We start from the raw sequence: 22,188 nt of genomic DNA, 5'->3' as shown, positions 1-22,188 counted from the left end.
GCACATTGGTGGGTAATACCCCCGATTTTTTACCAACGAAGTCGGGTTGATAGCCCGTTCGGCGTGGCTTCACGGGGGCTGTGCGTGCGGGTGATGGCGGGCATGGTGTGGCATCGATCATGCGGGTGTCACCGAGCCCAAGCGTGCCACCTTCAAATAAGCTATAGCCACCCACTTGTGTGCGAATCAAGCGCAGTGTGGGCAAGCCCACTGCTGCGGTCATGCGGCGCACTTGGCGATTTTTGCCTTCAGTTAAAGTGATTTCCAGCCAATGCGTTGGGATGCTGGCACGATAGCGGATCGGTGGGTTCCGCTCCCACAACCATTTGGGTTCATCAATGATTTCGGCGTGGCAGGGTAAAGTCACTTCATCCCCCAGCTTGACGCCCGCTCGCAAAGATTTTAATGCGGCATCTGAAGGTGAACCTTCCACCTGTACGACATAGGTTTTGGGTTTTTTATGCATGGGATGGCTGATTTGATTTTGCATGTGACCATCGTCGGTCAAAACCAATAAACCTTCTGAATCGGTATCCAAACGCCCAGCGGGATAGACATGAGGCACTTTAACGTATTCTTTCAATGTTGGATGTGTTTCGTGTTTGGTGAATTGGCAAATCACGCCGTAAGGTTTGTTCAGCAGTAATAACATGGTGTTCCTTTGTTCTAAGGCCGTATGATACCAAGTTATGCCATGTGGGGCTTGGGTTTGTGTGTGTTGAGTAATGTTTGTGTTTTTATATGGGCTTATGATGCGATGGAAAAATGCAAGGTTTCATTTTCCGCTGTATTCACACAAATCGTTGATGATGCATTCATTGCATTTGGGTTTGCGTGCTTGACACACATAACGACCGTGTAAAATCAACCAGTGGTGGGCATCGAGTAAAAATTCTTTTGGGATGTTTTTAAGGAGCTTTTGCTCAACATCCAGTACCGTTTTTCCTGTGGCCAGACCAGTGCGATTCCCCAATCGAAAAATATGGGTGTCCACGGCCATGGTGGGCTGCTTGAAAATGGTGTTGAGGATGACGTTGGCGGTTTTTCGTCCGACACCTGGCAGCGCTTCGAGCGAGGTGCGATCACTGGGAACTTGGCTGTTGTGTTTTTCGATGAGCATGGCGCACAGGCCAATCACGTGTTTGGCCTTGTTGCGGAACAGCCCAATGGTGTTGATATAAGGGATTAGACCCTCTTCGCCGAGGGCAAAAATGGCCTCTGGCGTATTGGCAATGGGATAAAGCTGAGCGGTTGCTTTGTTAACGCCGACATCAGTGGCTTGTGCTGACAATACAACCGACACCAATAGTTCAAAAGGACTGGTGTAATTGAGTTCGGTTGTCGGGTTCGGGTTGGCCGCCTTCAGGCGGTTGAACATCTCGAGTCGGTCAGCTGGACGCATGGTTTCTGTTTCCGATGGTGTGCCGCCCGCCCAAGCCAATATGCCAACAGTCAAAGCTGATAATAAATAGGAGGCGGTACAGGTTCTCTTTTAGGAAAAAATAAGTGAATGCAGCAGTGGCAGCAAACAGAGTCAGTTTTAATCGACGGAAGCTTTAAAGGTGTATGGTGCAATCATCAACGACATACCGCAGGAAGTCAGCATTCATGATAGCCGTAAGGTCGTTGATGAAATATTAAGCTTTGGCTTTTAGAGCGGCTTCAAGTTGATCAAAGCGGTCAAATCCCCAAAAAGGCTCGCCATCAAAAATGACAAAAGGTGAGCCGAATACGCCCTTGGCTGTGGCCAAATCAATTTCAGCACGCACTTGCTCTTTGGTGAATGAATTGTTCATGCCTTCACTGACTTCTTCTGCTTTTAAACCGACACTGACGCCCAAATCAATGATGGTTTTGGGATCACCAATGTTTTTATCTTCAACATAATAAGCCTTGAAAATGGCTTGAGCCAAAGCGATGCCTTTGTCTTCGCCGTATTTGCTTTCCGCCCACATCACAGCGCGTGAAGCGTAACGCGTGTCCAATGGAAACACACTTGGGATTTTAAATTCAATGTTATGGAATTTTGCACTGCGAATGTAATCACGCTCAATATAGGTGCGCTTGGCTGGGTTTTGTACCAACGATGTGCCGCTGGTCGACGGTTTAAAAGCCTCGCCTGAAAATGGGTGCCAATCAACTCGGCGGTTGTGTTTTTGCGCCATCTCATTGATGCGGGTGCTGGCAAAGTAGCCGTAAGGTGATGAAAAATCAAAATAAAAATCTAATGCGCTTGCCATATAAAACCCTTTGGTCTTCAGTTCAAATCTTAAAACGCCATTCTAGCAAAATTCAGAACTTTTCGTGAGTACTCGAATGCGTATTTAGTGCAAATTAAGTAAGGTTTGTGTTGTTTTTAATGTTTATATGGTTTTGTCGTGAAGATTCCAGTTGTTGTAGTCTTTTGTGGGTTGCTGATGTGGAGGGGGTGTACTGAAAGCGATCCAACCACAGCTTCTATAAAAGAGACTGGAAATGAAGATCCAGGCATTTAATATTTTGTATGGCCGCCATTGGTGTGAAAAGCACGGATTAAGGGTTGGGTTGTTCCAATTCAGCTAAACATATGGGCACAAGGTTATGCATTAAAATCAACTGAAAGTTTTAAAATTATTTTGTAATTTTAATGTAATCATCACATGCTCTCTGTGAAAAGCATTACAATCGCCTTCATGAAACAAGACATCTTAATCAATACCAACAGTGCCGAAACACGCGTTGCCCTCCTTGAGGACGGTCGTGTGCAAGAGGTTTACATCGAGCGAATGGCCAATTTGGGCTTGGTCGGTAACATCTATTTGGGCAAAGTCGTGCGCGTGCTGCCGGGGATGCAATCTGCATTTATTGAGATTGGCCTTGAGCGAACGGCTTTTTTGCATGTGGCGGACATGATCATTGCTGCGCACAGTCCATCAGCCAGTCAAGCCTCGGGCAATGCATTGCCCCCCATTGAAAAAGTGCTGTTTGACGGTCAAACGGTTCTGGTTCAAGTCATCAAAGATCCGATCGGAACGAAGGGGGCGCGTTTATCGACCAAAATCAGTATTGCTGGTCGTTTGTTGGTGCATTTGCCGAAAGAGCAGGGCATTGGCGTGACGCAAAAGGTTGAGAATGATGAAGAACGCTGGGCATTAAAAAATCAGTTGATTGATTTGTTAGGGGCAGATAAAAGCAATGCACAAGGCGGTTACATCATTCGCACGGCTGCATGTGATGCACCTGTTGAAGAGTGGCAAAATGACATCAACTACCTCAATCGTGCATGGCAAAGTATTTTACAGGCTTCTCAGAAGCACCCTGCACCTTATTTGATTCATAAGGATTTAAGCTTGGCGCAGCGGGTGTTGCGGGACATGGTGACGGTGGATACGGTTTCTGTCGTGACGGATGATGAGGCCACACTTGCGGAATTGAGCAACTTTGCCGACCAATACATGCCCTCTGTGAACGCCAAACTCATACTGGCCCCCATAGAGCGGCCATTGTTTGATGCGTACAAAGTTGAAGACGAGATCAATCTCGCCTTGCAACATCGCGTGGACCTTAAATCGGGTGGTTATTTGGTCATTGAAACGACTGAGGCGATGACCACAATTGATGTGAATACGGGATCCTACGTGTCGGGTCGTAATTTTGCCGATACAATACTTAAAACCAATTTAGAAGCGGCGCGGGAAATTGTTCACCAACTGCGTTTACGTAATTTGGGAGGTATGATTATCCTGGATTTCATTGACATGAGTCATGCCACGCATGCTGAAAATGTCATGAACACTTTACAGGTTGAATTTGGTCATGACCGAACGAGAACCGCTATTCATCCTTTTTCACCGCTGGGTTTAATCGAAGTTACCCGTAAAAGAACGAGAGAGTCGCTGGCTCAATTGTTGTGCGAACCATGCCCTATGTGCTCTGGACGAGGCATGGTCAAAACAACTCGCACGGTATGTTATGAAATTTTGCGTGAAATTGCCCGTGAAGCTTGCCAGTTTAATGCCACCGCATTTCGCGTGGTGGCGCACCCTGATGTGATTGACATGTTGTTGGATGAGGTGGCGCCACATTTAGCAGCGCTGTCTAATCAGATCGGTAAATCGATCTCGTTGCAAGTGCAAGGTATGTTTTTTCAAGAGCAATATGACATCATATTGATGTGATTGTTGGGTCTGTTTTGAAGTAAAAAATGTGCGGTTGCACAATGAAATGTATTGTGAAAGCAACAAAAGACATTAAATAGTTCATGTTTATCGCAATATGAAGTATAATTTCAACATAAAAGAAGCGCGTTACCAAAGTAATGCCGAAGTACGAGGAGATAAGGCTCGATCAGGGTCAGTTTTTTATTATTTTTTCAGAAAGGAATTACCATGAGCCGCTCAACCACCACATTTACACCCCTTAATCTCAAAGAGTGCATGGAAACAATTCGTGCAAAAGTTGCTGAGATGATGACTCAAAAAACACAGCAAACGCAGTCCCATGCCGATGCACCTAAAGCCAAAGGCGATGACATTTGGTCGCGTATTGAAGATTGAGTTGGAACCCAATAAAAAAAGCCTTGTACTCTGTGTATAAGGCTTTTGCATTGTTATCAAGGTCGTTGCTCTCCAGCCAACCACTGATCACCAGCTACCGTGGGGGTGATCTGAGCCCATTCCTCATCTGAGAAAAGTCGTGAGCGAATCAGAAATCGCACGCCAAATGGCGCTTCCAAACTAAACCCGCTGCCGCGCCCAGGTACAATGTCGAGCGTCAAATGGGTGTGTTGCCAATACCTAAACTGTGATTCGCTCATAAAAAAAGGTGTGCCTGCAACATCTCCCAAGTAAACATCTGAACTGCCCACCAAAAAAGCACCTTTGGGATAACACATTGGGCTGCTGCCATCGCAACAACCGCCTGATTGGTGGAACATCAGAGGCCCATTTTTTTCGGACAGCGATTGAATCCATTTGTTGGCATCTGCTGTGATGTCTACACGGTTCATGGTCTTCTCCTTTTTTGAAAAAATCCCTTTACTGAATGATAGGTATCATCCGGTAAAGGGAAAGCACACATTTTTATGAACGATTTACCTCAAATGTCTTAGAAAAAGCCCATTTTGTTTGGGTTGTAGCTGACCAGCATGTTTTTGGTTTGTTGATAATGGTCGAGCATCATCAAGTGGTTTTCACGACCGATGCCACTTTGCTTGTAGCCACCAAATGCCGAGTGGGCAGGGTAGAGGTGGTAGCAGTTTGTCCACACTCGACCCGCTTGAATGCCGCGACCAAAGCGATAAGAAGTGTTGGCATCACGTGTCCAAATGCCTGCGCCGAGACCAAACATGCTGTCATTGGCAATCGATAAGGCTTCTTCATTGTCTTTGAATGTGGTCACGCTGACGACGGGGCCAAAAATTTCTTCTTGGAAAATGCGCATTTTGTTATGGCCTTTGAAAATGGTCGGTTTAACGTAATAACCGCCAGACAAATCGCCTTCCAATGTGTTGCGTCCACCACCTGCAAGCAGCTGTGCGCCTTCCGCTTGACCGATGTCCATGTAGGACAAAATTTTCTCAAGTTGATCATTTGATGCTTGCGCACCCATCATGGTTTCTGTATCCAATGGGTTGCCAACCTTGATGGCGTTGGTGCGGGCGATGGCGCGTTCGATGAATTGATCGTAAATCGATTCGTGAATCAACGCACGGCTTGGGCAGGTGCAGACTTCACCTTGATTGAGGGCGAATAACACAAAACCTTCAACCGCTTTGTCAAAAAATGCGTCGTCTTCGCGGGCAACGTCAGCCATAAAAATATTAGGGCTCTTACCACCAAGTTCCAAAGTGACGGGAATGATGTTTTGGGTCGCATATTGCATGATGAGGCGGCCAGTCGTGGTTTCGCCAGTGAATGCAATTTTTGCGATGCGTGGGCTTGAAGCCAGTGGTGCGCCCGCTTCGACGCCAAAGCCGTTGACAATGTTCAATACCCCAGCAGGCAGTAAATCCGCAATGATTTCCATTACAACCAATAAGCTGACAGGGGTTTGCTCTGCGGGTTTCATGACGATGCAGTTGCCCGCTGCGAGTGCGGGTGCCAGTTTCCAGGCGGCCATCAGGATGGGGAAGTTCCAAGGAATGATTTGACCCACAACACCGAGTGGCTCGTGGAAATGATAAGCGACAGTGTCGTTGTCGATTTGGCTGGATGAGCCTTCTTGTGCGCGAATGGCTGAGGCGAAATAACGGAAATGATCGATCGTCAATGGAATGTCAGCAGCCAGTGTTTCACGAACGGCTTTACCGTTGTCCCATGTTTCGGCCACTGCGATTTTCTCAAGGTTGGCTTCGATGCGGTCAGCGATTTTGTTGAGGATGTTTGAGCGTTCAGTGACTGAGGTTTTGCCCCAAGCATCTTTCGCTTTGTGAGCGGCATCCAGTGCCAAATTGATGTCTTTTGACGTTGAGCGTGCCACTTGGCAAAACACTTGACCCGTCACAGGTGTGATGTTTTCAAAATACTGACCGTCTACTGGTGCGACCCATTGGCCGCCAATGAAATTGTCATATTTCGCTTTGAAATCAATTAAAGCACCTGGGGTATTTGGGTTTGCATAAATCATGATGGTCTCCGTTATTGTATAAGGTTAAGCGAAGGGTTGTGTTTCGCTTGAGACGCATCATGTCACACAGAAGGTTGAAAATAGGTTGAACGGCGAGGGGGGTGAGTTTTTTTACGAAGACCTTTGATGCCTTGTTGCAATCATTAATCCCAAAAAAGATTTTTAGGCTAAATATGGTCGAGGCAGTCGCATGTTGTCATTGTTCGACTTCAGAAACCCTTTTCACCACTCAGGGGTGTTTCAGGTCGTTGCCTGGGGATGTCCATTGTTCACCAACCATGTTTCGGTGTATCCCTGTTTTTATGGGGGCAATTATTCCAACTGGGCAAGTTTTGCTTCAACGGCTGAGCGGCGGCCATCGCTGTCAGGCAAAAGTTGCTCTAAGCGCAGCAGCACATCGTATTCTGCTTCGTGCATCACGGTGAATTGCCATAACGCATCAATGTTGTTGCTGGCCACCAAAGAACGAATCACCAATTGATGCAAATAGTTTCGATATTCAACCACAGCAGGAGCCTGAGAGTTGGGTAATACGGGCCGTTGGTATAAATTGAGGGCATCGCTGAATTGGCCTGCAAGCACATACTGTTCAACCAAATGGGCATCGGTGGGCAGAACTTGTAAAGCCAGCGCCAAGCGATAAGGGCGTGCTTGTAAAATATCCCCTAGGTGTTGTCGCAGGTGAGAAATTTCAGATTTCAAGGTTGACACAGACACTGGCTCGTCACCATACACGTGTGCATGCAAGGCTTCTAAACTCAAGCCCTCAGGGTGTAAAGCCAAGGTCAGAAAAATTTCTTGTAAGCGTCGAGGCAGCCCCGTTCTGCCCAACCATTGACCATGAGAGCAGCCACAGAGGTTTAAATAAAAGCTGGGTTTGAGCTGAATGGTTGACCACAACTGAGAAATTTGTTGCGCATAGTGGCTCACTGTGGCGAGTGCCATAGGGGTTGAGTTTTGCCACGGTGCACTGATGTCCAAGACACCTGCCACGTGACCCGATGGGCCGTGAACAATTGGCGCGGCATAGCACACCCATTCATGTAAGCTTGGGACATAATGTTGTGCTGAGAAAATCGCAAAGGGCTTGACCATGCGAGCCGCCAAGCCCACGGCATTGGTGCCCATACTGGCTTCATCCCAATGCGCCGAAGGCAAAAAATGTGCTTTTTCAACACGTTTTTGCATCACACGATTGGCGGCAGTCCACTGTAATGTGGCGCTTGGGTCGCTGAATCCAACAGCGAAACCCGAGTCCGTTACCGCATAGACCAATTCATCCAGCAACGGTTTTGCGACTTGGTACAGTTCAGTCGCAAGAAATTGCCGCCGTACCGATTCAGGGTCATCCATCGGGGCGCAGGTCTGCTCCAGCGTGATGTTGGAGGCTGATGTCCCCCATGATTGTTGCAGCCATGAGGATTCGCTGGACATCGATTTATCACGTACAAATTGCTGCCATTCGCGCTCGGTTTTGAGCCGATGGTCGCGCAGCTGGGTATTGGCACGCATGGTTGTCTCCTGTGTGCAACTGAACGGAATAAAAACTCAAATTGGTTTTGTTGTGAAGGGTTCAGCTTTGTAAAAATACATTAAAGCATAAAACAGCGTGTTTCACAAATAAAGTGAAGTTGATGAAGCTTTAAGAATAGCTTTTAACTTATTGATTTTGTTTTATTTTATTTGAAAATACATGTTGTTAAATAATTTACAGTGAATAAAAACTCAATGCAAAGATTGGCTAAACATGCAAGTGATGGCGCCGCCTAACCTTGACACCATCAAGTGCAGAGGTTAGGGGGCGATTGAATTTGGGTTGTATCAAACCCAATTGGCTGCAATGGTGGGGTTCAATGCTGTTTGATAGCTTGTTGGTAAACTGGTTTGACCCGCAGCAGGGGGGCTGAAGGCTGACATGGCGTTGACCAAAGCATCAATTTTATTGCTGCTCAATGTCTTGCCGTCGGATGATTGTATGGTTTCAACTTGGAAATTTGAATTGCTGTACCAATCGTCGATGACCACTTGGTCTGTGCTGCCGATGACACTGATGAGCAAATGATTGCCTGTTTTAGTAAACCACAATTGATTGGCATTGACATTGTTGCTGAATGCCAATGTGTCCGAACCACTGGATTCGGCAATGTGGTCCTGACCATCGCCTCGGGCAAATTGGTAAAAATCCTGATCCACGCCGCCATTCAAATAATCATTCCCTTTGCCGCCAACAAGGACATCTTTGCCTTCACCGCCGTACAATCGATCATTGGCGAGATAGCCCAATAATGTGTCATTGCCTTCACCGCCATGCAATAGACTGGGATTGCTTGTCGCCATCAACCGATCGTGACCCGTCTGACCAAATACGATTCGACCAGTAAGGTTGTCATTGGCATTGCTGCCTTCAATCGAACTTTGATAGGCGATGTTTTTATTCATATACCAAAAAATAGGGCTGTACCGTCGATCAATTAAAGCGCCATTGCCAACGGCATAAGGATTGTATTGAGAAAGCAAATCATTTTCAAAAGAGATGTTTTGGATGTGGTCGGCTTCTACAAAGTTTGATTTGTCTTTGGCATCCATGAACACGCTCCCATCTGACAAACGATAAACGGTCCAATCTGAAGCTGTGCCTGCAAGCTGTAATTCATTGTTTCCATTGCCACCATCCACATGATCAGTGCCTGTACCCGTGCGGATTTTATCGTCGCCATCACCGCCATAAATGTAATCATTGCTGCTGCCGCCTTGCAGTAAATCATCATACTTTGACCCGATGATGAAGGATGGCGCACCGTAATGGCTGGAGGTTGAAGCGCTTTTGTCTCCTACCCATGTGTTGCCTCGGGTGAGTGCAGACAGATTGGCGACAACAGTGGCACTGTCTTTTTCCATTAAATTATAAAAAGGGTTGTCTGCAATGCGTGCATAAGCATCGGTGAAAACGCCATCAATGTGGGCATACCATGACACAGGGATGTTCAACAAAGAGAAAGAAAAAGGCAATGACCACAATGCTGAGGCGTACATGTCATCGAATAGAACGGTGTTGTCGATGCTGCTGCTGTAGTTTTTGTCGGGATTGACCAAGCCAAGATTTGCCTCTGTTAAGGCGGTCAAAATGCTGTCGCTGCTGCCAGCGGCGCGATGCACCACATCGTTTTCGTAACCATAATTTAAAATCACGGATGCATCGTCATAAATCAAAGGGGATTCAATACCAATGAAGTTGGCATTTTTAAAAAAACCACCCGACAAGGTTTCGCGATATTCAGCGGTCAAGTTGGCAATGCCGCCCCCCAAACTGTAACCGGTCACGATGACATCTTCTGCAGTTAAACCATTTTTTAGTGTAAATGCTTTAAGGGCGTTTAATAAGGGCTCCAGCTTGGGCGCCATTTCACCGCTGTTCAATTGGAGGTAGTCGGGCACATCGACCATTGAGTTTGTGCCTGTGTAGCTGATGGCAACTCGGGTGAGTTTGCCTTGCGCATCATATTCACCAAGCAACTTGGCCTGCTCGCCTGTTGGAACACTGCCTAAAAGTGGGCTTTCGATGATGTAATGCCCCGTCGCATCCAAGGCGCTGTCGGGCAAAGACAGCTCTGCTGGGGTCAGTTCTCGCCAACCTGAGGGCAAACTGCTGTTCACTGTGTTGGGGTACAGACCAGGACTGAGCAGTGTGTCGGCGATACTTTGTACGATTGCCCCTGATTGCTCAATGCCTAGAAATCCATTGATGTTGGCATATGTTGCCAATCGATACGACGTTTCCAAAAGCTCTACGGATTCGCTGCTGCTGTAATCTTTGTAATCAAACATGCCCATCTTTTATCTCCTTGTTTTTATTGGTATGAACGTTCATGCTTTTTTGCATGAGTGCAGATCATAGCAGAAAAAATCAAAAAGAAAGGGCTATTGTTGTGGTTGATTTGCAACAATTGTTGTTAATAATCAATGGTTTACTGTGTGATTGGAGGTGCTTTGTTGAGTAAATGGTGCAGTGCTTTTGCTCGCAAAGCCTTGTCAAATAATTGATGTCAATTATTTTCGTTGCAACCGCACGAATGACGGATTTTTATTTCGGGTGCAATTTGGATGGTTTGATAGGGCGCGTCAGGATGTTTAATGCGTTCGAGCAACAATTGAACCGCTTTCACACCAATTTGTTCAATCGGCTGAGCAATCAAAGATAAGCGCGGTTCAAATAAGTCAGCCCAGTCAAAATCATCAAACCCTGCCAAGGCCATTTCTTCAGGGACTTGAATGTGTGCGGCACGCAATGCTTGCATGACGCCAATCGTCATCAAATTATTTGATGAAAAGATCACCGATGGGCGTGGATTCATTGATAATAAATGTTCGGTGACTTGACGCGCAACCACGCTGTTCGACTCACCGCAAATCAGGTAATTGGCATTGACTTTTAGATCGTGTTTTTTATGGGCTGCGTAAAAGCCAGCCAAACGTTCATCGGTTGTTGAAATGTGAGGCTTCCCAATCAGATAAGCGATGTTGCGGTGACCATGTTCAATTAAATGTTCGGTCATGGCTTGGGTGGCTTGGGTGTTTTCAACGCCCACTTGATCGAATTCTTGAGTGCTCAATCGATCAATTAATACGGTTGGGATGCGGTGTTTTTTTAAGTAATCTAAAGTGGCTTCACTGGTGCCCGCAGAAGCCAATAAAATGCCATCGACGCGACGCTGGTGTAGCGCTTGGATGACATGCAATTCACGGTCTGCTTCATCGTGGTGGTCGGCATAAATCATCATCACCCCATGCTCAGTGCATTCCTTATCCAGCCAATGCAAGGTTTCATGGAAATAATGGTTGTTCAGTGCGGAAATCGCGACACCAATGGTTTGATACGATGCACCTGCGAGTGCACGGGCAAGGCTGTTGGGAATGTATCCTAAAACATCAATGGCATCGTGCACTGCTTTTGCAGTTTTTGGATGAACGTGGCGGGTGCCGTTTATGACATGTGAAACGGTGGAGGTGGATACTTTTGCCGCGCGTGCGACGTCAACGATGGTGGCCACGTGTGTCTCTTATTCTGATAAGGAGATGACACCTTTTTTGAATATAAAATTCGCATAAGGTTGCATTTCACTGGTTTGTATGATGGCGTAGGCTGTTTTAACTCGTTCGTAAAACGCAAAACGTTCAACAGCTTCACATTGTTCAGTTGTGCCGCCTGTTTTAACCACTAAATTTACCACATTTTCTTGTACTGCTGAAATATAACCCACATCTGTGTGGCTGACTTTCATGTAAGCGACGGGTTGATTCACATCGGCATCAAGTGGAAATACAGATAAAACCGCCTGGCAGGCACGCCCTAAATCGGCACCAGACAGATGTAGGACAGGTTTGCCAGCACCCAGACTGGCCGCAGTGAAATTCGCGTCCACCACCACCACTTCATCCCCATGCCCCATTTCGCACAGAATTTTAAGTACGTCTGCTGTTAATAATGGGTCAATACCTTTAAGCATGATGATTCCTTTTGTCTGAATAAATAAAATACAACGCCTTGCATGATGTGATTTCGTCAATTTACCGTGATGATGGTCTGTTGAGATGATAGCATTTTTTCACATCATTTATGGAATAGCAAACGTTTTCTTTTTTTAGCAAGCGTTTGCGCAAACGCTTGCGCATTTAAAAAAATTATGCAATAATCGTTTCAAGTGAGTTGCAGCGAACCTATTTTGCTTGACACACTTTTAAGGTAAACGCAGATTTATTAATCAATGACGCAACAAATCATCCAACAATATCCTTTTAGGAGACAGCAATGAAGATTCAAAACATCACCCCAAAATTTGCATTGGCTTCTTGTGCCGCCGCCATCATGGCCTTTTCTTTAGCCGCCTGCCAAAAGCCTGCTGAACCTGCGAAACCAGCAGATGCACCTAAAGCTGCTGAAGCGCCAAAAGCCGATGCAGGTAAAGAAGTGGTCATTGGTTTGATCACAAAAACTGAAACCAACCCTTTCTTCATCAAAATGAAAGAGGGCGCGGAAGAGGAAGCCAAGAAACAAGGTGCGAAATTATTGACTGCTGCGGGTAAAGCCGATGGCGACAATGCCGGTCAAGTCACCGCAATGGAAAACATGATTGCAGCGGGTGCGAAAACCATTTTGATCACGCCAAGTGATTCAAAAGCCATCGTCCCCGCCATCAAAAAAGCACAAGATGCTGGCGTGATGGTGATTGCATTGGACAGCCCAACCGATCCAGCTGAAGCGGTTGATGGTTTATTTGCAACAAACAACTACAAAGCAGGTGAGTTGATTGGTCAATATGCAAAAGCAGCCGTCAATGGCAAACCAGCTAAAATCGCCACTTTGGATTTATTCCCTGGTCACCCGGTCGGCGCGCAACGCCACAATGGTTTCTTGGCTGGCTTTGGTTTGAAATCATTGGATGCAAAATCAAATGATTTGGCTAAAACACCAGAAGTGGTGTGTATGGCGGACAGCTTTGGTGATCAAGCCAAAGGCCAAACAGCGATGGAAAATTGCTTACAAAAAAATCCTGACATCAATCTCGTGTACACCATCAATGAACCTGCGGCTGCTGGTGCATACAAAGCATTGCAAGCGGCTGGTAAAGAGAAAAATGTGGTCATCGTTTCAGTGGATGGTGGTTGCGCTGGCGTGAAAGATGTGGCCGATGGCAAAATCGCTGCAACTTCACAGCAATATCCTTTGAAAATGGCTGCAATGGGCGTTGCTGCGGGTGTTGAGTACGCTAAAACAGGTAAAAAAGTATCGGGTTACACCGACACTGGTGTTGAGTTGATTGCCCACGCGCCTGTCAATGGTGTGACCAGCAAAGACTCCGCCTTCGGTCTGGGCGCATGCTGGGGCAATAAATAATTTTCATGTGTTTTAAGGAAGGGGGAGGATACTCCTCTCTCTTCCTTATTTTTTAATACATGGAATATTGTTTCAAGCAATAGCATCATCACATGCAATAGGGGTGGGTAAAGTCATTGGGTTTTACTCACCTCTCTGCCATCGAACACCGTGTGTCCAGTGCAGTGACAGTGTTAGGTGATGCATTATAAGAATCTAAAAAAGCGACGCTTTTTTTGACATTCATCGGGGGAATTATGAATCCAAAACTTAAAAGTTTGTACGCCAATCCCATAATGGGCGCATTTATTGCGTTGCTGGGGGCGTGCATTTTCTTTGCCACTCAATCTGATCGTTTTTTATCAGGTCAGAATTTTTCTTTAATCTTGCAACAGGTGATGGTGATTGGTGTGATTGCCATTGGTCAAACGCTCATCATTTTAACCGCAGGCATTGATTTGTCATGTGGTATGGCGATGGCGCTCGGCTCCATCATCATGACCAAATTTGCCACAGCATTGGGTTTGAACCCAGCAGTTGCTGTGTTGGCGGGTATTTTGGTGTGTGTTTTGATTGGCTATGTCAACGGCATGTTGGTGACCCGTGTGCGTTTACCTGCATTCATCGTGACTTTGGGTATGCTGAACATCGTGTTTGCCATCACTCAATTGTACTCAAATGGTCAAACGGTAACGGACATCCCACAGTCGATGTTGTTTCTCGGCACGACATTCTCCATCGGTGGTACCAATGTGGCGTATGGTGCGGTGTTGATGTTGGCTTTGTACCTCATCACATGGATTTTCTTGCGTGACACTTCACCTGGACGTCACATTTATGCCGTTGGTAACAACCCTGAAGCCGCACGTTTAACGGGTATTGCCACCAACAAAGTATTGCTCGGTGTGTATTCTTTGGCGGGTTTGTTTTATGGCATTGCAGCTTTGTTGTCTGTTGCACGCCTTGGTGTGGGCGACCCGCAAGCGGGTCAAACCGATAACTTGGATTCGATCACCGCTGTGGTGTTGGGTGGTACAAGTTTATTTGGTGGTCGTGGCTTGGTCTTGGGCACTTTGATTGGTGTGTTGATTGTGGGTGTATTCCGCAATGGCCTGACGTTGATGGGTGTTCCCTCCGTGTTTCAAATTCTCATCACGGGTATTTTGGTGATTCTTGCCGTAACCGTTGATCAAATGACCAAAAAGAAAGGTTAATCGCCATGAGCACATCTCACTCATCAAACGATAACATCGTTTTGCAAGCACGCGGTTTGGTCAAGCGTTACGGCTCTGTGACCGCCATTGATGGCGCGGATTTTGACCTCAAAGCGGGTGAAATTTTGGCGGTCATTGGCGACAATGGTGCGGGTAAATCCTCGTTGATTAAAGCATTGTCGGGTGCAATTGTGCCTGATGAAGGCGTGATTAAATTGGATGGCGAGACCATTCATTTTAAAAGCCCGATCGATGCGCGCCGTCGTGGCATTGAAACGGTGTATCAAGAATTGGCGGTTGCACCTGCAATGACCATCGCTGAGAATTTGTTTTTAGGCCGTGAAATCTTGCGACCTGGCTTTTTGGGCAGTTTTTTCAAGATGATTGACAAGAAGAAAATGCTCTCAGAAAGCGTTGCACGCATGAATGACCTTAAAGTTGGCATTCGTTCCATGACCCAAGCGGTTGAAACATTGTCGGGTGGTCAACGTCAGTGCGTTGCTGTGTCACGTGCCGCTGCATTTGCGCAACACGTTGTGATTCTTGACGAGCCCACAGCGGCATTGGGCGTGAAAGAGGGCAATATGGTGCTTGAATTGATTCGCCGTGTGCGTGATCGTGGTTTGCCTGTAATTTTGATCAGCCACAACATGCCACACGTGTTTGAAATTGCGGATCGGATTCACATTCAACGTTTGGGTAAGCGCGCTGCGATTGTTGATCCGAAAAAAATCAACATGTCTGATACAGTTGCGATCATGACGGGTGCAATTGCCCCTGAAGATATTCCTGAGGATGTGCGTGCATAATGTCTGAATCAAGATTTTAAGCAATGTTTTAAGCGTTTACTGCCATGCATTAAAATGATGCGTGACAGAAAAACCGCCATTTTCATTTTAGAAAATAGCGGTTTTTTTAAGGTTCAAAGTAAAAAGAATGATGGTATTGTGGGCGCATTATAAAAATGCCAAATACACAGGGGCATCGCCTTCTTGCCACGGTTTAAATTTTTCCATGATGTGTGTAAAAACAGGTGAAGCCAACCCATTGTTTAACCACTGTCGCACTGCGGCATACGGTGCATGCTTAAACCATTCTGGTTCCACACTGGCAAATTGACGAACGAAAGGCATCACGCCAATGTCTGCCAGTGTGATTTTTTCTCCAAACAAATAACATTGCCGACTTAAACGAAGTTCAAGTTCTGAGAGAAACACCTCTGCTTTCTGACGAGCAAACGAGGTGTCACGGGTTTTCTCGGCTGAAAAACGTTCTGGGTATTTGTACCGATCTAACCAAAATTTAAAATCGCCATCATTTTTGTCTAATAAAGAGTGCATTTCGCACACATCACCAGCCAGTAAGCCAAAAGGGTCATGAGCATGAAGGGCCCACATCATGATGTCCCGACTTTCCTCCAATACGCCTCCATCCATCAAATGCAACACGGGAACGGTGCCTTTGGGGCTGAGGGTGAGCATGGCATGGGGTTTGTTTTTGAGTGTGATTTCTCGAATGATGGTTGTTTGTTGTGCATAGGCCAAAGCCAAGCGAGCGCGCATTGCATAAGGGCAGCGTCTAAATGAATATAAAACAGGTGCTAACGTTGGAATTGTTTTTGGAGCAGTCGGTGTCATGGGTAAATTAAATGCAGTGGATGTGATGATTCAAATGTAAATTGTAAACCATGCATTGCTCATGCATAGTTCAAATCTTCTGTTGTCGATTATATGAATAATTTCTACCAAAACATTGCAGAGGGGGAATAGGGGCTTGAATTTTTTAGGATTCTGTTTTATAGTGAGGACATGACCACATTAACTTATTCTTTCGTTTTGCTACTTGCGCTGACTGCTTTATTACTAAGCCGTCAGCCGACGTTTGCGCGCGTAACAACGATGAAGTAACTCTTTACCGCTTTGTATCAAACCTCGGCTTAATCCAGCAAATGCTGTGCCGAGGTTTTTTGTTTTTTTGCATTTGCGACTGCTCCAAAAATGTAATACCTACATATTTGGTCAACCAGATATTTTTGTGACACAACCGCACAAAATATAGCACCCAAGGACTTATCAATGAATACGACTTTTAAAACCATGGACCCATCCAAAAAATACCGTCCATACCCGCAAATCGACTTACCCAATCGCCGCTGGCCCAACAATGTGTTGACCAAAGCACCTATTTGGTTGTCCACCGACTTACGCGATGGCAATCAATCGTTGATTGACCCAATGGACATCGATAAAAAACTCAAAATGTTTGATTTGTTGGTTCAAATTGGTTACAAAGAAATTGAAATTGGCTTTCCTTCAGCTTCGCAAATTGAGTTTGATTTTGTTCGTAAGCTCATCGAAGAAAAACGCATTCCTGATGATGTGACGATTCAGGCGCTCACACAAGCGCGCACTGATTTGATTAATCGCACTGTTGAATCGCTTGTGGGTGCAAAAAATGCGATTGTGCATGTGTACAACGCGACCAGCCCATTGTTCCGTGAAGTGGTATACAACAAAACCAAAGCCGAAACAGTTGAGATTGCGGTCAAAGGCATCCAAGACATCAAAGCCGCTTTGGCTGCGTTGCCTGCAGATGTCTGTGCACAAACCCAATGGCGTTTGGAGTATTCACCAGAAACTTTCAGCATGACTGAACTCGAATTTTCAAAAGAAATTTGCGAAGCGGTCATGTCCGAGTGGGGTGCAACGCCAGACAATAAAGTCATTTTGAATTTGCCAACAACCATCGAAGTGGCGACACCCAACGTATTTGCGGATCAAATCGAATGGATGCACACACATTTGGCCAACCGTGAATCTGCGATCATCAGTGTTCATCCGCACAATGACCGTGGCACAGGAACAGCATGTAGCGAATTAGCAATTTTGGCTGGTGCGGATCGCGTTGAAGGTTGTTTGTTTGGTAATGGTGAGCGCACGGGCAATGTGTGTTTGGTTAATTTGGCCATTAATTTGTGGTCACAAGGCATTGATCCTGAAGTTGATTATTCAAACATTAATGAAGTCATTCGAATCGCTGAGGAGTGCACACAGTTGCCTGTGGGCGCGCGTCATCCTTGGGCGGGTGAGTTGGTTTTCACTGCTTTTTCGGGTTCTCATCAAGATGCAATTAAAAAAGGTTTAACCCGTCAAAAAGACCGCGAAGCGGCGGCCGATGGTGACACCATCATGTGGGAAGTGCCATATTTGCCGATTGATCCTGCTGATTTGGGCCGCAGCTATGAGGCGGTGATTCGCGTGAATGCCCAATCGGGCAAAGGCGGCATGGCCTATTTGCTTGAACGCGATTACGACTTGACCTTGCCTCGTTTATTGCAAGTGGAAGTGGCGCGTGCGGTTCAGGTCTTGGCCGATGATACTGGGCGCGAATTGTCGAGCGAACAGATCCACGAAGTTTTTGTTGAGGAGTTCATCGAGCGCAAAACGCCTGTTGAATACATCGACCACACCATCAGCCATCACACGGGTGTGGAAACATTGCGTGCCCAAATTAAAGTCAATGGTGAAGACCGTGTGATTGAAGGTCGGGGCAATGGCCCGTTGTCTGCCTTTGTACAAGCTTTGAATGCTTCATTGGGTACAAAATTTTCCGTTGGTCATTATTCTGAACATGACATTCACAGCGATCAAGCGGGTGAAAACGCGCAAGCGGCATGTTATGTACAAGTGGCTCATGCTGACTTTTCACCCGCGTATGGTGTGGGCATTCATGAAAACATTGTGACTGCATCGTTGATTGCTGTGGTGTCAGGCATCAACCGAAGTGGGGTGGTGGCCATTGAGTCATGAGCGCATTGAAATGAGTCCCGCTGAATAGTGGTTGATTGGATTTAATTAAAAAACGAGCTGATAAAGCTCGTTTTTTAATTCACAATCAATTCACAAGTGATGAATGGGGGGAATTAAATAATGAATGAAGTCAAGTCATCGATGATTGTCCTTTTTCCGACCTGTTTTTTCTATTTTGGACATTTATGTGCGGTGATCGAACTTGTAGAATGGCTGTGGATTGATTAATCCATTTTAGATGAGTTTCTTTACGACTCAGCATTAAATTCATCCACACAACCACTTGAGGACATGCATGTTATTCCAGTACATTCAATCACCCGCAGCAGCAGTCATGATTCGACCGCATCACTTTATATCAAACCCAGAAACAGCCGCTGACAACGCTTTTCAATCGATCCGTGCAAATGATGCCGCTGAAAACATTGCCGCTCAAGCGCGCGTGGAGTTTGATCAAGCCATTCAAAAAATGGCGGATGTGGGCATCACGGTTCACGTTTTTGATGATTTTGGTGAATACGATACGCCCGATTCGGTGTTTCCAAACAATTGGTTTTCAACCCACCAAGGTGGGCGCGTTGCCATGTACCCGATGTATTCACCCAGTCGACGCCGGGAGCGTCGGCATGATGTGATGGAGATGCTTAAGCAGCATTATCGTGTGCAGGAAATTGTTGATTATTCAGGTTTGGAGTACGATCATTTATTTTTGGAAGGCACCGGTGTGATGGTGTTCGACCACATTGAACGTGTGGCTTATGTGGGTCAATCAAAGCGCGCTGATCCTGTCATTTTAGAACGTTTTTGCACCAGTTTTGGTTATGAGCCGATGGCATTTGATACCGCAGACCAAAATGGCACGCCTGTGTATCATACCAATGTCATGATGGCCATTGGTCTTGAATACGCCATGATTTGCTTGGATTTGATCGCAGACCCTGTGCGACGAACAGAGGTTGAAATGCGTCTGCGCCACAGTGGGCGCGATGTGATTGAGTTGAGTTTGGCGCAAATTGCTGAATTTGCAGGCAATGCCTTGGAAATGACGGGTAAAAGTGGCCGTGTCTTGGTGTTGTCTGAACGTGCACTGAAATCTTTAACGGCAGAACAAATTGCTGTGATCAAAAAAAGTGCTGAGTTGTTGCCGCTTCAGATTCCGACCATTGAATTGGCGGGCGGTTCGGTGCGTTGCATGATTGCAGGGGTACATTTAACACCTCGATGAGGGTTTGATCGATCAAAGAAAGCCGTTGTTTTATCAATGGCATGTCTTTAAACAGCACATTCCAGCATGTTCAGCTAAACTTGCAGTTCAAGCGGAGGATGTTATGAAAATAGTGATAGCACCAGATTCATTCAAAGAAAGTTTATCCGCCATGGATGTGGCGACGGCGATTGAGGATGGATTTAAAGAAATTTTTCCACAAGCGCATTACATTAAAATACCTGTTGCGGATGGGGGTGAGGGAACGGTAAGGGCGATCATCGATGCCACGGGTGGTCGCATGTTGCACCAAATGGTCACGGGGCCTTTGGGTCAGCCCGTCGATGCTTTTTACGGTCTCACGGGTGATGGTCAAACCGCAGTCATCGAAATGGCTGCGGCGAGCGGTTTGGAGTTGGTTTTGCCCGAACAACGAAACCCAATGCTGGCCACCAGTTTTGGTGTGGGCGAGTTGATTCTTGACGCACTGGAGTTGGGTGTGAGTCGGTTTGTGTTGGGTGTCGGTGGTAGCGCAACGAATGATGGCGGAGCTGGAATGTTGCAAGCCTTAGGAATTAAGCTGTTGGATGACAAGGGCGAGCAAATTGCTTTCGGTGGTGCGGGTTTGGCGGATTTACAACGCATTGATGTTTCGACCTTAGATCCACGTGTGGCACATGCTGTATTTGAAATTGCGTGCGATGTGACCAATCCGCTGGTGGGGCCAATGGGTGCATCGGTGGTATTTGGTCCGCAAAAGGGTGCAAGTTCGGCCATGATCGAACAACTTGATTGTAACTTGCGCCATTTTGCCGCCTGTATCAGGCGCGATACTGGCATTGATGTGCTGTCGATGGAGGGGGCGGGGGCGGGCGGTGGTATTTCGGCTGCGATGATGGTGTTTTTGAATGGCCATTTGCGCCCTGGCAGTGAAATGGTGATGGATGCAGTGGGGTTGACGGAAGCCATGGGAGGGGCCGATTTGGTCATCACAGGAGAAGGGCGGCTGGATGGTCAGACTATTCACGGTAAAACCCCGATTGGTGTTGCTCGGGTTGCGCAACGATTGGGGGTCCCCGTGGTTGCCATGGCGGGCTGCTTTGGTGAAGGGGCTCGCGCAATACATGAACATGGCATTGATGCGGCATTTTCTATTGTGAGTCGCCCATGTACAGTGCCTGAAGCTTTGAGTGAGGCACAAATGAATGTGCGCACCACGGCTCGAAATGTTGCCGCTGCATTGGCAATGGGAATGCGATTGACGGATCATTGCAACCAAAAAACAGAAACACAAAAATAGAGTTAAATTTGGTTTTTAAAGCAAAGTTTTTGATTCAAATCATTATATTTAATCCCATAGTTGAATGGGTGAAAAAGCCCTCTGCTGATGCTGAGGGCTTTTTTAAAGTGTGTTATGTATATGAATTAGGCCACATTTTTTTGTATGGCTTGGCCTTGTCGAATGAAACCAAACAAGTCTTTTGGATTGTTGAATTCTGGAATCAAATCGATGGTGCGGCCAATGCCATATTGTGTTGAAATTTTATGTACATAAGCCAGTGTGCTGAAATCTTCTAATGCAAAACCAACCGAATCAAAAATGGTGACCTGTTCATTGTTGTCACGGCCGCTGATGTGACCATTCAACACTTGCCACAGCTCGATGACAGGGAAGTCAGCAGGCATCTGTTGAATGTCGCCCTCAATGCGGCTTTGGGGTTCGAATTCAACGAAAACTTTGCCTTTTAATAACACATCGGCGTGCAATTCTGTTTTGCCAGGGCAATCGCCGCCCACTGCATTTAAATGCATGCCCGGTTCGATCATCTCAGGGGTGATGATGGTGGCGTATGCTTTGTCTGCGGTGACTGTGGTCACGATGTCTGCTCCACGGACGGCATCAGCGGTTGACGCGGCACGGATGATGTTGAGCTCAGGAAATGCTTTTAAATTATTGATCAATTTATCAGTGGCCTCGCTGTCGATGTCAAATAGGCGCACTTCGTTGATGCCCAACACGTGATGAAAGGCGATGGCCTGAAATTCACTTTGCGCACCATTGCCAATCAATGCCATAGAACGTGCATTTTTTCGAGCAAGCAGGCGGGCAGACATCACAGATTGTGCGGCTGTACGAATCGCTGTGGCCAATGTGAATTCAGACATCAACACAGGAAAACCTGTTTGCACTTCAGCGAGCACACCAAAAGACATGACCGTTGATAAATCATATTGAGTGTTTTGTGGGTGGCCATTCACGTATTTAAATGCATAACTCACATCATCGGCGGTTGGCATCAACTCAATCACGCCCACATCTGAATGGCTGGCCACGCGAGCAGATTTATCAAATTTTTCCCAACGTTTGAAATCATTTTCAATACAATCAACTAAATCAGCCAGCATGGTTGTCAAACCATGACGATTGACCAAATTCACCATGTCATTCACATCGACAAAATTCGTTTTCATAATTGTTCTCCT

The 22,188-nt window shown here is 46.3% G+C and carries 18 protein-coding genes and 1 pseudogene; 8 read left to right on the top strand and 11 right to left on the bottom strand.

Annotated elements, in window-relative coordinates:
• Positions 1–94: 94 nt before the first annotated feature.
• The 3 genes and pseudogenes from DTO96_RS13030 to DTO96_RS08185 form a co-directional block, all read right to left on the bottom strand.
• Positions 95–652 (bottom strand): annotated as a pseudogene (locus DTO96_RS13030) (pseudouridine synthase); the annotation flags it as partial.
• 123 nt (positions 653–775) lie between these two features.
• Positions 776–1,402 (bottom strand): endonuclease III, encoded by a 627-nt coding sequence (gene nth / locus DTO96_RS08190; RefSeq protein ID WP_114563985.1) that lies wholly within the window; start codon positions 1,400–1,402, stop codon positions 776–778.
• A gap of 235 nt (positions 1,403–1,637) precedes the next feature.
• Positions 1,638–2,240, bottom strand: coding sequence for a 2-hydroxychromene-2-carboxylate isomerase (locus DTO96_RS08185; RefSeq protein ID WP_114563046.1), 603 nt, complete (start codon positions 2,238–2,240; stop codon positions 1,638–1,640).
• A 432-nt stretch (positions 2,241–2,672) separates the two neighbouring features.
• On the opposite strand from DTO96_RS08185, the gene DTO96_RS08180 reads away from it, so the two are divergent.
• Positions 2,673–4,157 carry an Rne/Rng family ribonuclease gene (locus tag DTO96_RS08180; protein ID WP_114563984.1) on the top strand — a complete coding sequence of 495 codons (1,485 nt, stop codon included), beginning with the start codon at positions 2,673–2,675 and terminating at the stop codon, positions 4,155–4,157.
• A 210-nt stretch (positions 4,158–4,367) separates the two neighbouring features.
• A complete protein-coding gene (locus DTO96_RS12690; protein ID WP_157964378.1) occupies positions 4,368–4,535 on the top strand; it encodes a hypothetical protein in 168 nt (55 codons plus the stop codon).
• A gap of 56 nt (positions 4,536–4,591) precedes the next feature.
• On the opposite strand, the gene DTO96_RS08175 is transcribed toward DTO96_RS12690, so the two are convergent.
• From DTO96_RS08175 to DTO96_RS08150, 6 genes are all read right to left on the bottom strand, one after another.
• Positions 4,592–4,987, bottom strand: a complete 396-nt coding sequence (locus DTO96_RS08175; RefSeq protein WP_114563045.1) for a DUF779 domain-containing protein — start codon at positions 4,985–4,987, stop codon at positions 4,592–4,594.
• A gap of 98 nt (positions 4,988–5,085) precedes the next feature.
• Positions 5,086–6,606 carry an aldehyde dehydrogenase gene (gene adh / locus DTO96_RS08170; RefSeq protein ID WP_114563044.1) on the bottom strand — a complete coding sequence of 507 codons (1,521 nt, stop codon included), beginning with the start codon at positions 6,604–6,606 and terminating at the stop codon, positions 5,086–5,088.
• Between the two features lie 312 nt (positions 6,607–6,918).
• Positions 6,919–8,118: a helix-turn-helix domain-containing protein gene (locus DTO96_RS08165; protein ID WP_114563043.1), complete on the bottom strand. Its 1,200-nt coding sequence runs from the start codon at positions 8,116–8,118 to the stop codon at positions 6,919–6,921.
• A 309-nt stretch (positions 8,119–8,427) separates the two neighbouring features.
• Positions 8,428–10,431: a calcium-binding protein gene (locus tag DTO96_RS08160; protein WP_192878973.1), complete on the bottom strand. Its 2,004-nt coding sequence runs from the start codon at positions 10,429–10,431 to the stop codon at positions 8,428–8,430.
• Positions 10,432–10,649: 218 nt separating this feature from the next.
• Complete coding sequence (locus tag DTO96_RS08155; RefSeq protein ID WP_114563041.1) at positions 10,650–11,654, bottom strand: LacI family DNA-binding transcriptional regulator; 1,005 nt, start codon at positions 11,652–11,654, stop codon at positions 10,650–10,652.
• Positions 11,655–11,663: 9 nt separating this feature from the next.
• Complete coding sequence (locus DTO96_RS08150) at positions 11,664–12,110, bottom strand: RbsD/FucU family protein (RefSeq protein ID WP_114563040.1); 447 nt, start codon at positions 12,108–12,110, stop codon at positions 11,664–11,666.
• 302 nt (positions 12,111–12,412) lie between these two features.
• On the opposite strand from DTO96_RS08150, the gene DTO96_RS08145 reads away from it, so the two are divergent.
• From DTO96_RS08145 to DTO96_RS08135, 3 genes are all read left to right on the top strand, one after another.
• Positions 12,413–13,498, top strand: a complete 1,086-nt coding sequence (locus DTO96_RS08145; RefSeq protein WP_225972462.1) for a sugar ABC transporter substrate-binding protein — start codon at positions 12,413–12,415, stop codon at positions 13,496–13,498.
• 236 nt (positions 13,499–13,734) lie between these two features.
• A complete protein-coding gene (locus tag DTO96_RS08140) occupies positions 13,735–14,691 on the top strand; it encodes an ABC transporter permease (RefSeq protein WP_114563039.1) in 957 nt (318 codons plus the stop codon).
• Positions 14,692–14,696: 5 nt separating this feature from the next.
• Positions 14,697–15,500, top strand: coding sequence for an ATP-binding cassette domain-containing protein (locus DTO96_RS08135; protein ID WP_114563038.1), 804 nt, complete (start codon positions 14,697–14,699; stop codon positions 15,498–15,500).
• Positions 15,501–15,647: 147 nt separating this feature from the next.
• Here DTO96_RS08135 and DTO96_RS08130 read toward each other — a convergent pair whose 3' ends face one another.
• Positions 15,648–16,328, bottom strand: a complete 681-nt coding sequence (locus DTO96_RS08130; RefSeq protein WP_114563037.1) for a glutathione S-transferase — start codon at positions 16,326–16,328, stop codon at positions 15,648–15,650.
• 438 nt (positions 16,329–16,766) lie between these two features.
• Here DTO96_RS08130 and leuA point away from each other — a divergent pair, with 438 nt between their 5' ends.
• The 3 genes from leuA to DTO96_RS08115 all read left to right on the top strand — a co-directional run bounded on the left by leuA (position 16,767) and on the right by DTO96_RS08115 (position 21,004).
• On the top strand, positions 16,767–18,500 hold the full coding sequence (gene leuA, locus DTO96_RS08125; protein WP_225972461.1) for a 2-isopropylmalate synthase: 1,734 nt from the start codon (positions 16,767–16,769) through the stop codon (positions 18,498–18,500).
• Between the two features lie 295 nt (positions 18,501–18,795).
• Positions 18,796–19,725, top strand: coding sequence for a citrulline utilization hydrolase CtlX (gene ctlX / locus DTO96_RS08120; RefSeq protein ID WP_114563035.1), 930 nt, complete (start codon positions 18,796–18,798; stop codon positions 19,723–19,725).
• 103 nt (positions 19,726–19,828) lie between these two features.
• Positions 19,829–21,004: a glycerate kinase gene (locus tag DTO96_RS08115; protein WP_114563982.1), complete on the top strand. Its 1,176-nt coding sequence runs from the start codon at positions 19,829–19,831 to the stop codon at positions 21,002–21,004.
• Positions 21,005–21,129: 125 nt separating this feature from the next.
• Here the strand turns inward: DTO96_RS08115 and ocd are convergent, their stop codons facing one another.
• Positions 21,130–22,176 carry an ornithine cyclodeaminase gene (gene ocd, locus DTO96_RS08110; RefSeq protein WP_114563034.1) on the bottom strand — a complete coding sequence of 349 codons (1,047 nt, stop codon included), beginning with the start codon at positions 22,174–22,176 and terminating at the stop codon, positions 21,130–21,132.
• Between the last annotated feature and the right edge of the window lie 12 nt (positions 22,177–22,188).

The organism is Ephemeroptericola cinctiostellae, assembly GCF_003339525.1.
In the GTDB taxonomy this organism is placed as follows: Bacteria; Pseudomonadota; Gammaproteobacteria; order Burkholderiales; family Burkholderiaceae; genus Hydromonas; species Hydromonas cinctiostellae.
This window is presented reverse-complemented; position numbering and strand designations above follow the sequence as displayed.

Bases quoted from the DNA above. Each gene is read 5' to 3' on its own strand.
- DTO96_RS08135 (WP_114563038.1), top strand. From the start codon at position 14,697: ATGAGCACATCTCACTCATCAAACGATAACATCGTTTTGCAAGCACGC.
- DTO96_RS08140 (WP_114563039.1), top strand. From the start codon at position 13,735: ATGAATCCAAAACTTAAAAGTTTGTACGCCAATCCCATAATGGGCGCA.
- DTO96_RS08180 (WP_114563984.1), top strand. From the start codon at position 2,673: ATGAAACAAGACATCTTAATCAATACCAACAGTGCCGAAACACGCGTT.
- DTO96_RS12690 (WP_157964378.1), top strand. From the start codon at position 4,368: ATGAGCCGCTCAACCACCACATTTACACCCCTTAATCTCAAAGAGTGC.
- DTO96_RS08165 (WP_114563043.1), bottom strand. From the start codon at position 8,118: ATGCGTGCCAATACCCAGCTGCGCGACCATCGGCTCAAAACCGAGCGC.
- leuA (WP_225972461.1), top strand. From the start codon at position 16,767: ATGAATACGACTTTTAAAACCATGGACCCATCCAAAAAATACCGTCCA.
- DTO96_RS08160 (WP_192878973.1), bottom strand. From the start codon at position 10,431: ATGTTTGATTACAAAGATTACAGCAGCAGCGAATCCGTAGAGCTTTTG.
- ctlX (WP_114563035.1), top strand. From the start codon at position 18,796: ATGTTATTCCAGTACATTCAATCACCCGCAGCAGCAGTCATGATTCGA.
- DTO96_RS08175 (WP_114563045.1), bottom strand. From the start codon at position 4,987: ATGAACCGTGTAGACATCACAGCAGATGCCAACAAATGGATTCAATCG.
- DTO96_RS08130 (WP_114563037.1), bottom strand. From the start codon at position 16,328: ATGACACCGACTGCTCCAAAAACAATTCCAACGTTAGCACCTGTTTTA.
- adh (WP_114563044.1), bottom strand. From the start codon at position 6,606: ATGATTTATGCAAACCCAAATACCCCAGGTGCTTTAATTGATTTCAAA.
- DTO96_RS08115 (WP_114563982.1), top strand. From the start codon at position 19,829: ATGAAAATAGTGATAGCACCAGATTCATTCAAAGAAAGTTTATCCGCC.
- ocd (WP_114563034.1), bottom strand. From the start codon at position 22,176: ATGAAAACGAATTTTGTCGATGTGAATGACATGGTGAATTTGGTCAAT.
- nth (WP_114563985.1), bottom strand. From the start codon at position 1,402: ATGCGTCCAGCTGACCGACTCGAGATGTTCAACCGCCTGAAGGCGGCC.
- DTO96_RS08145 (WP_225972462.1), top strand. From the start codon at position 12,413: ATGAAGATTCAAAACATCACCCCAAAATTTGCATTGGCTTCTTGTGCC.
- DTO96_RS08185 (WP_114563046.1), bottom strand. From the start codon at position 2,240: ATGGCAAGCGCATTAGATTTTTATTTTGATTTTTCATCACCTTACGGC.
- DTO96_RS08150 (WP_114563040.1), bottom strand. From the start codon at position 12,110: ATGCTTAAAGGTATTGACCCATTATTAACAGCAGACGTACTTAAAATT.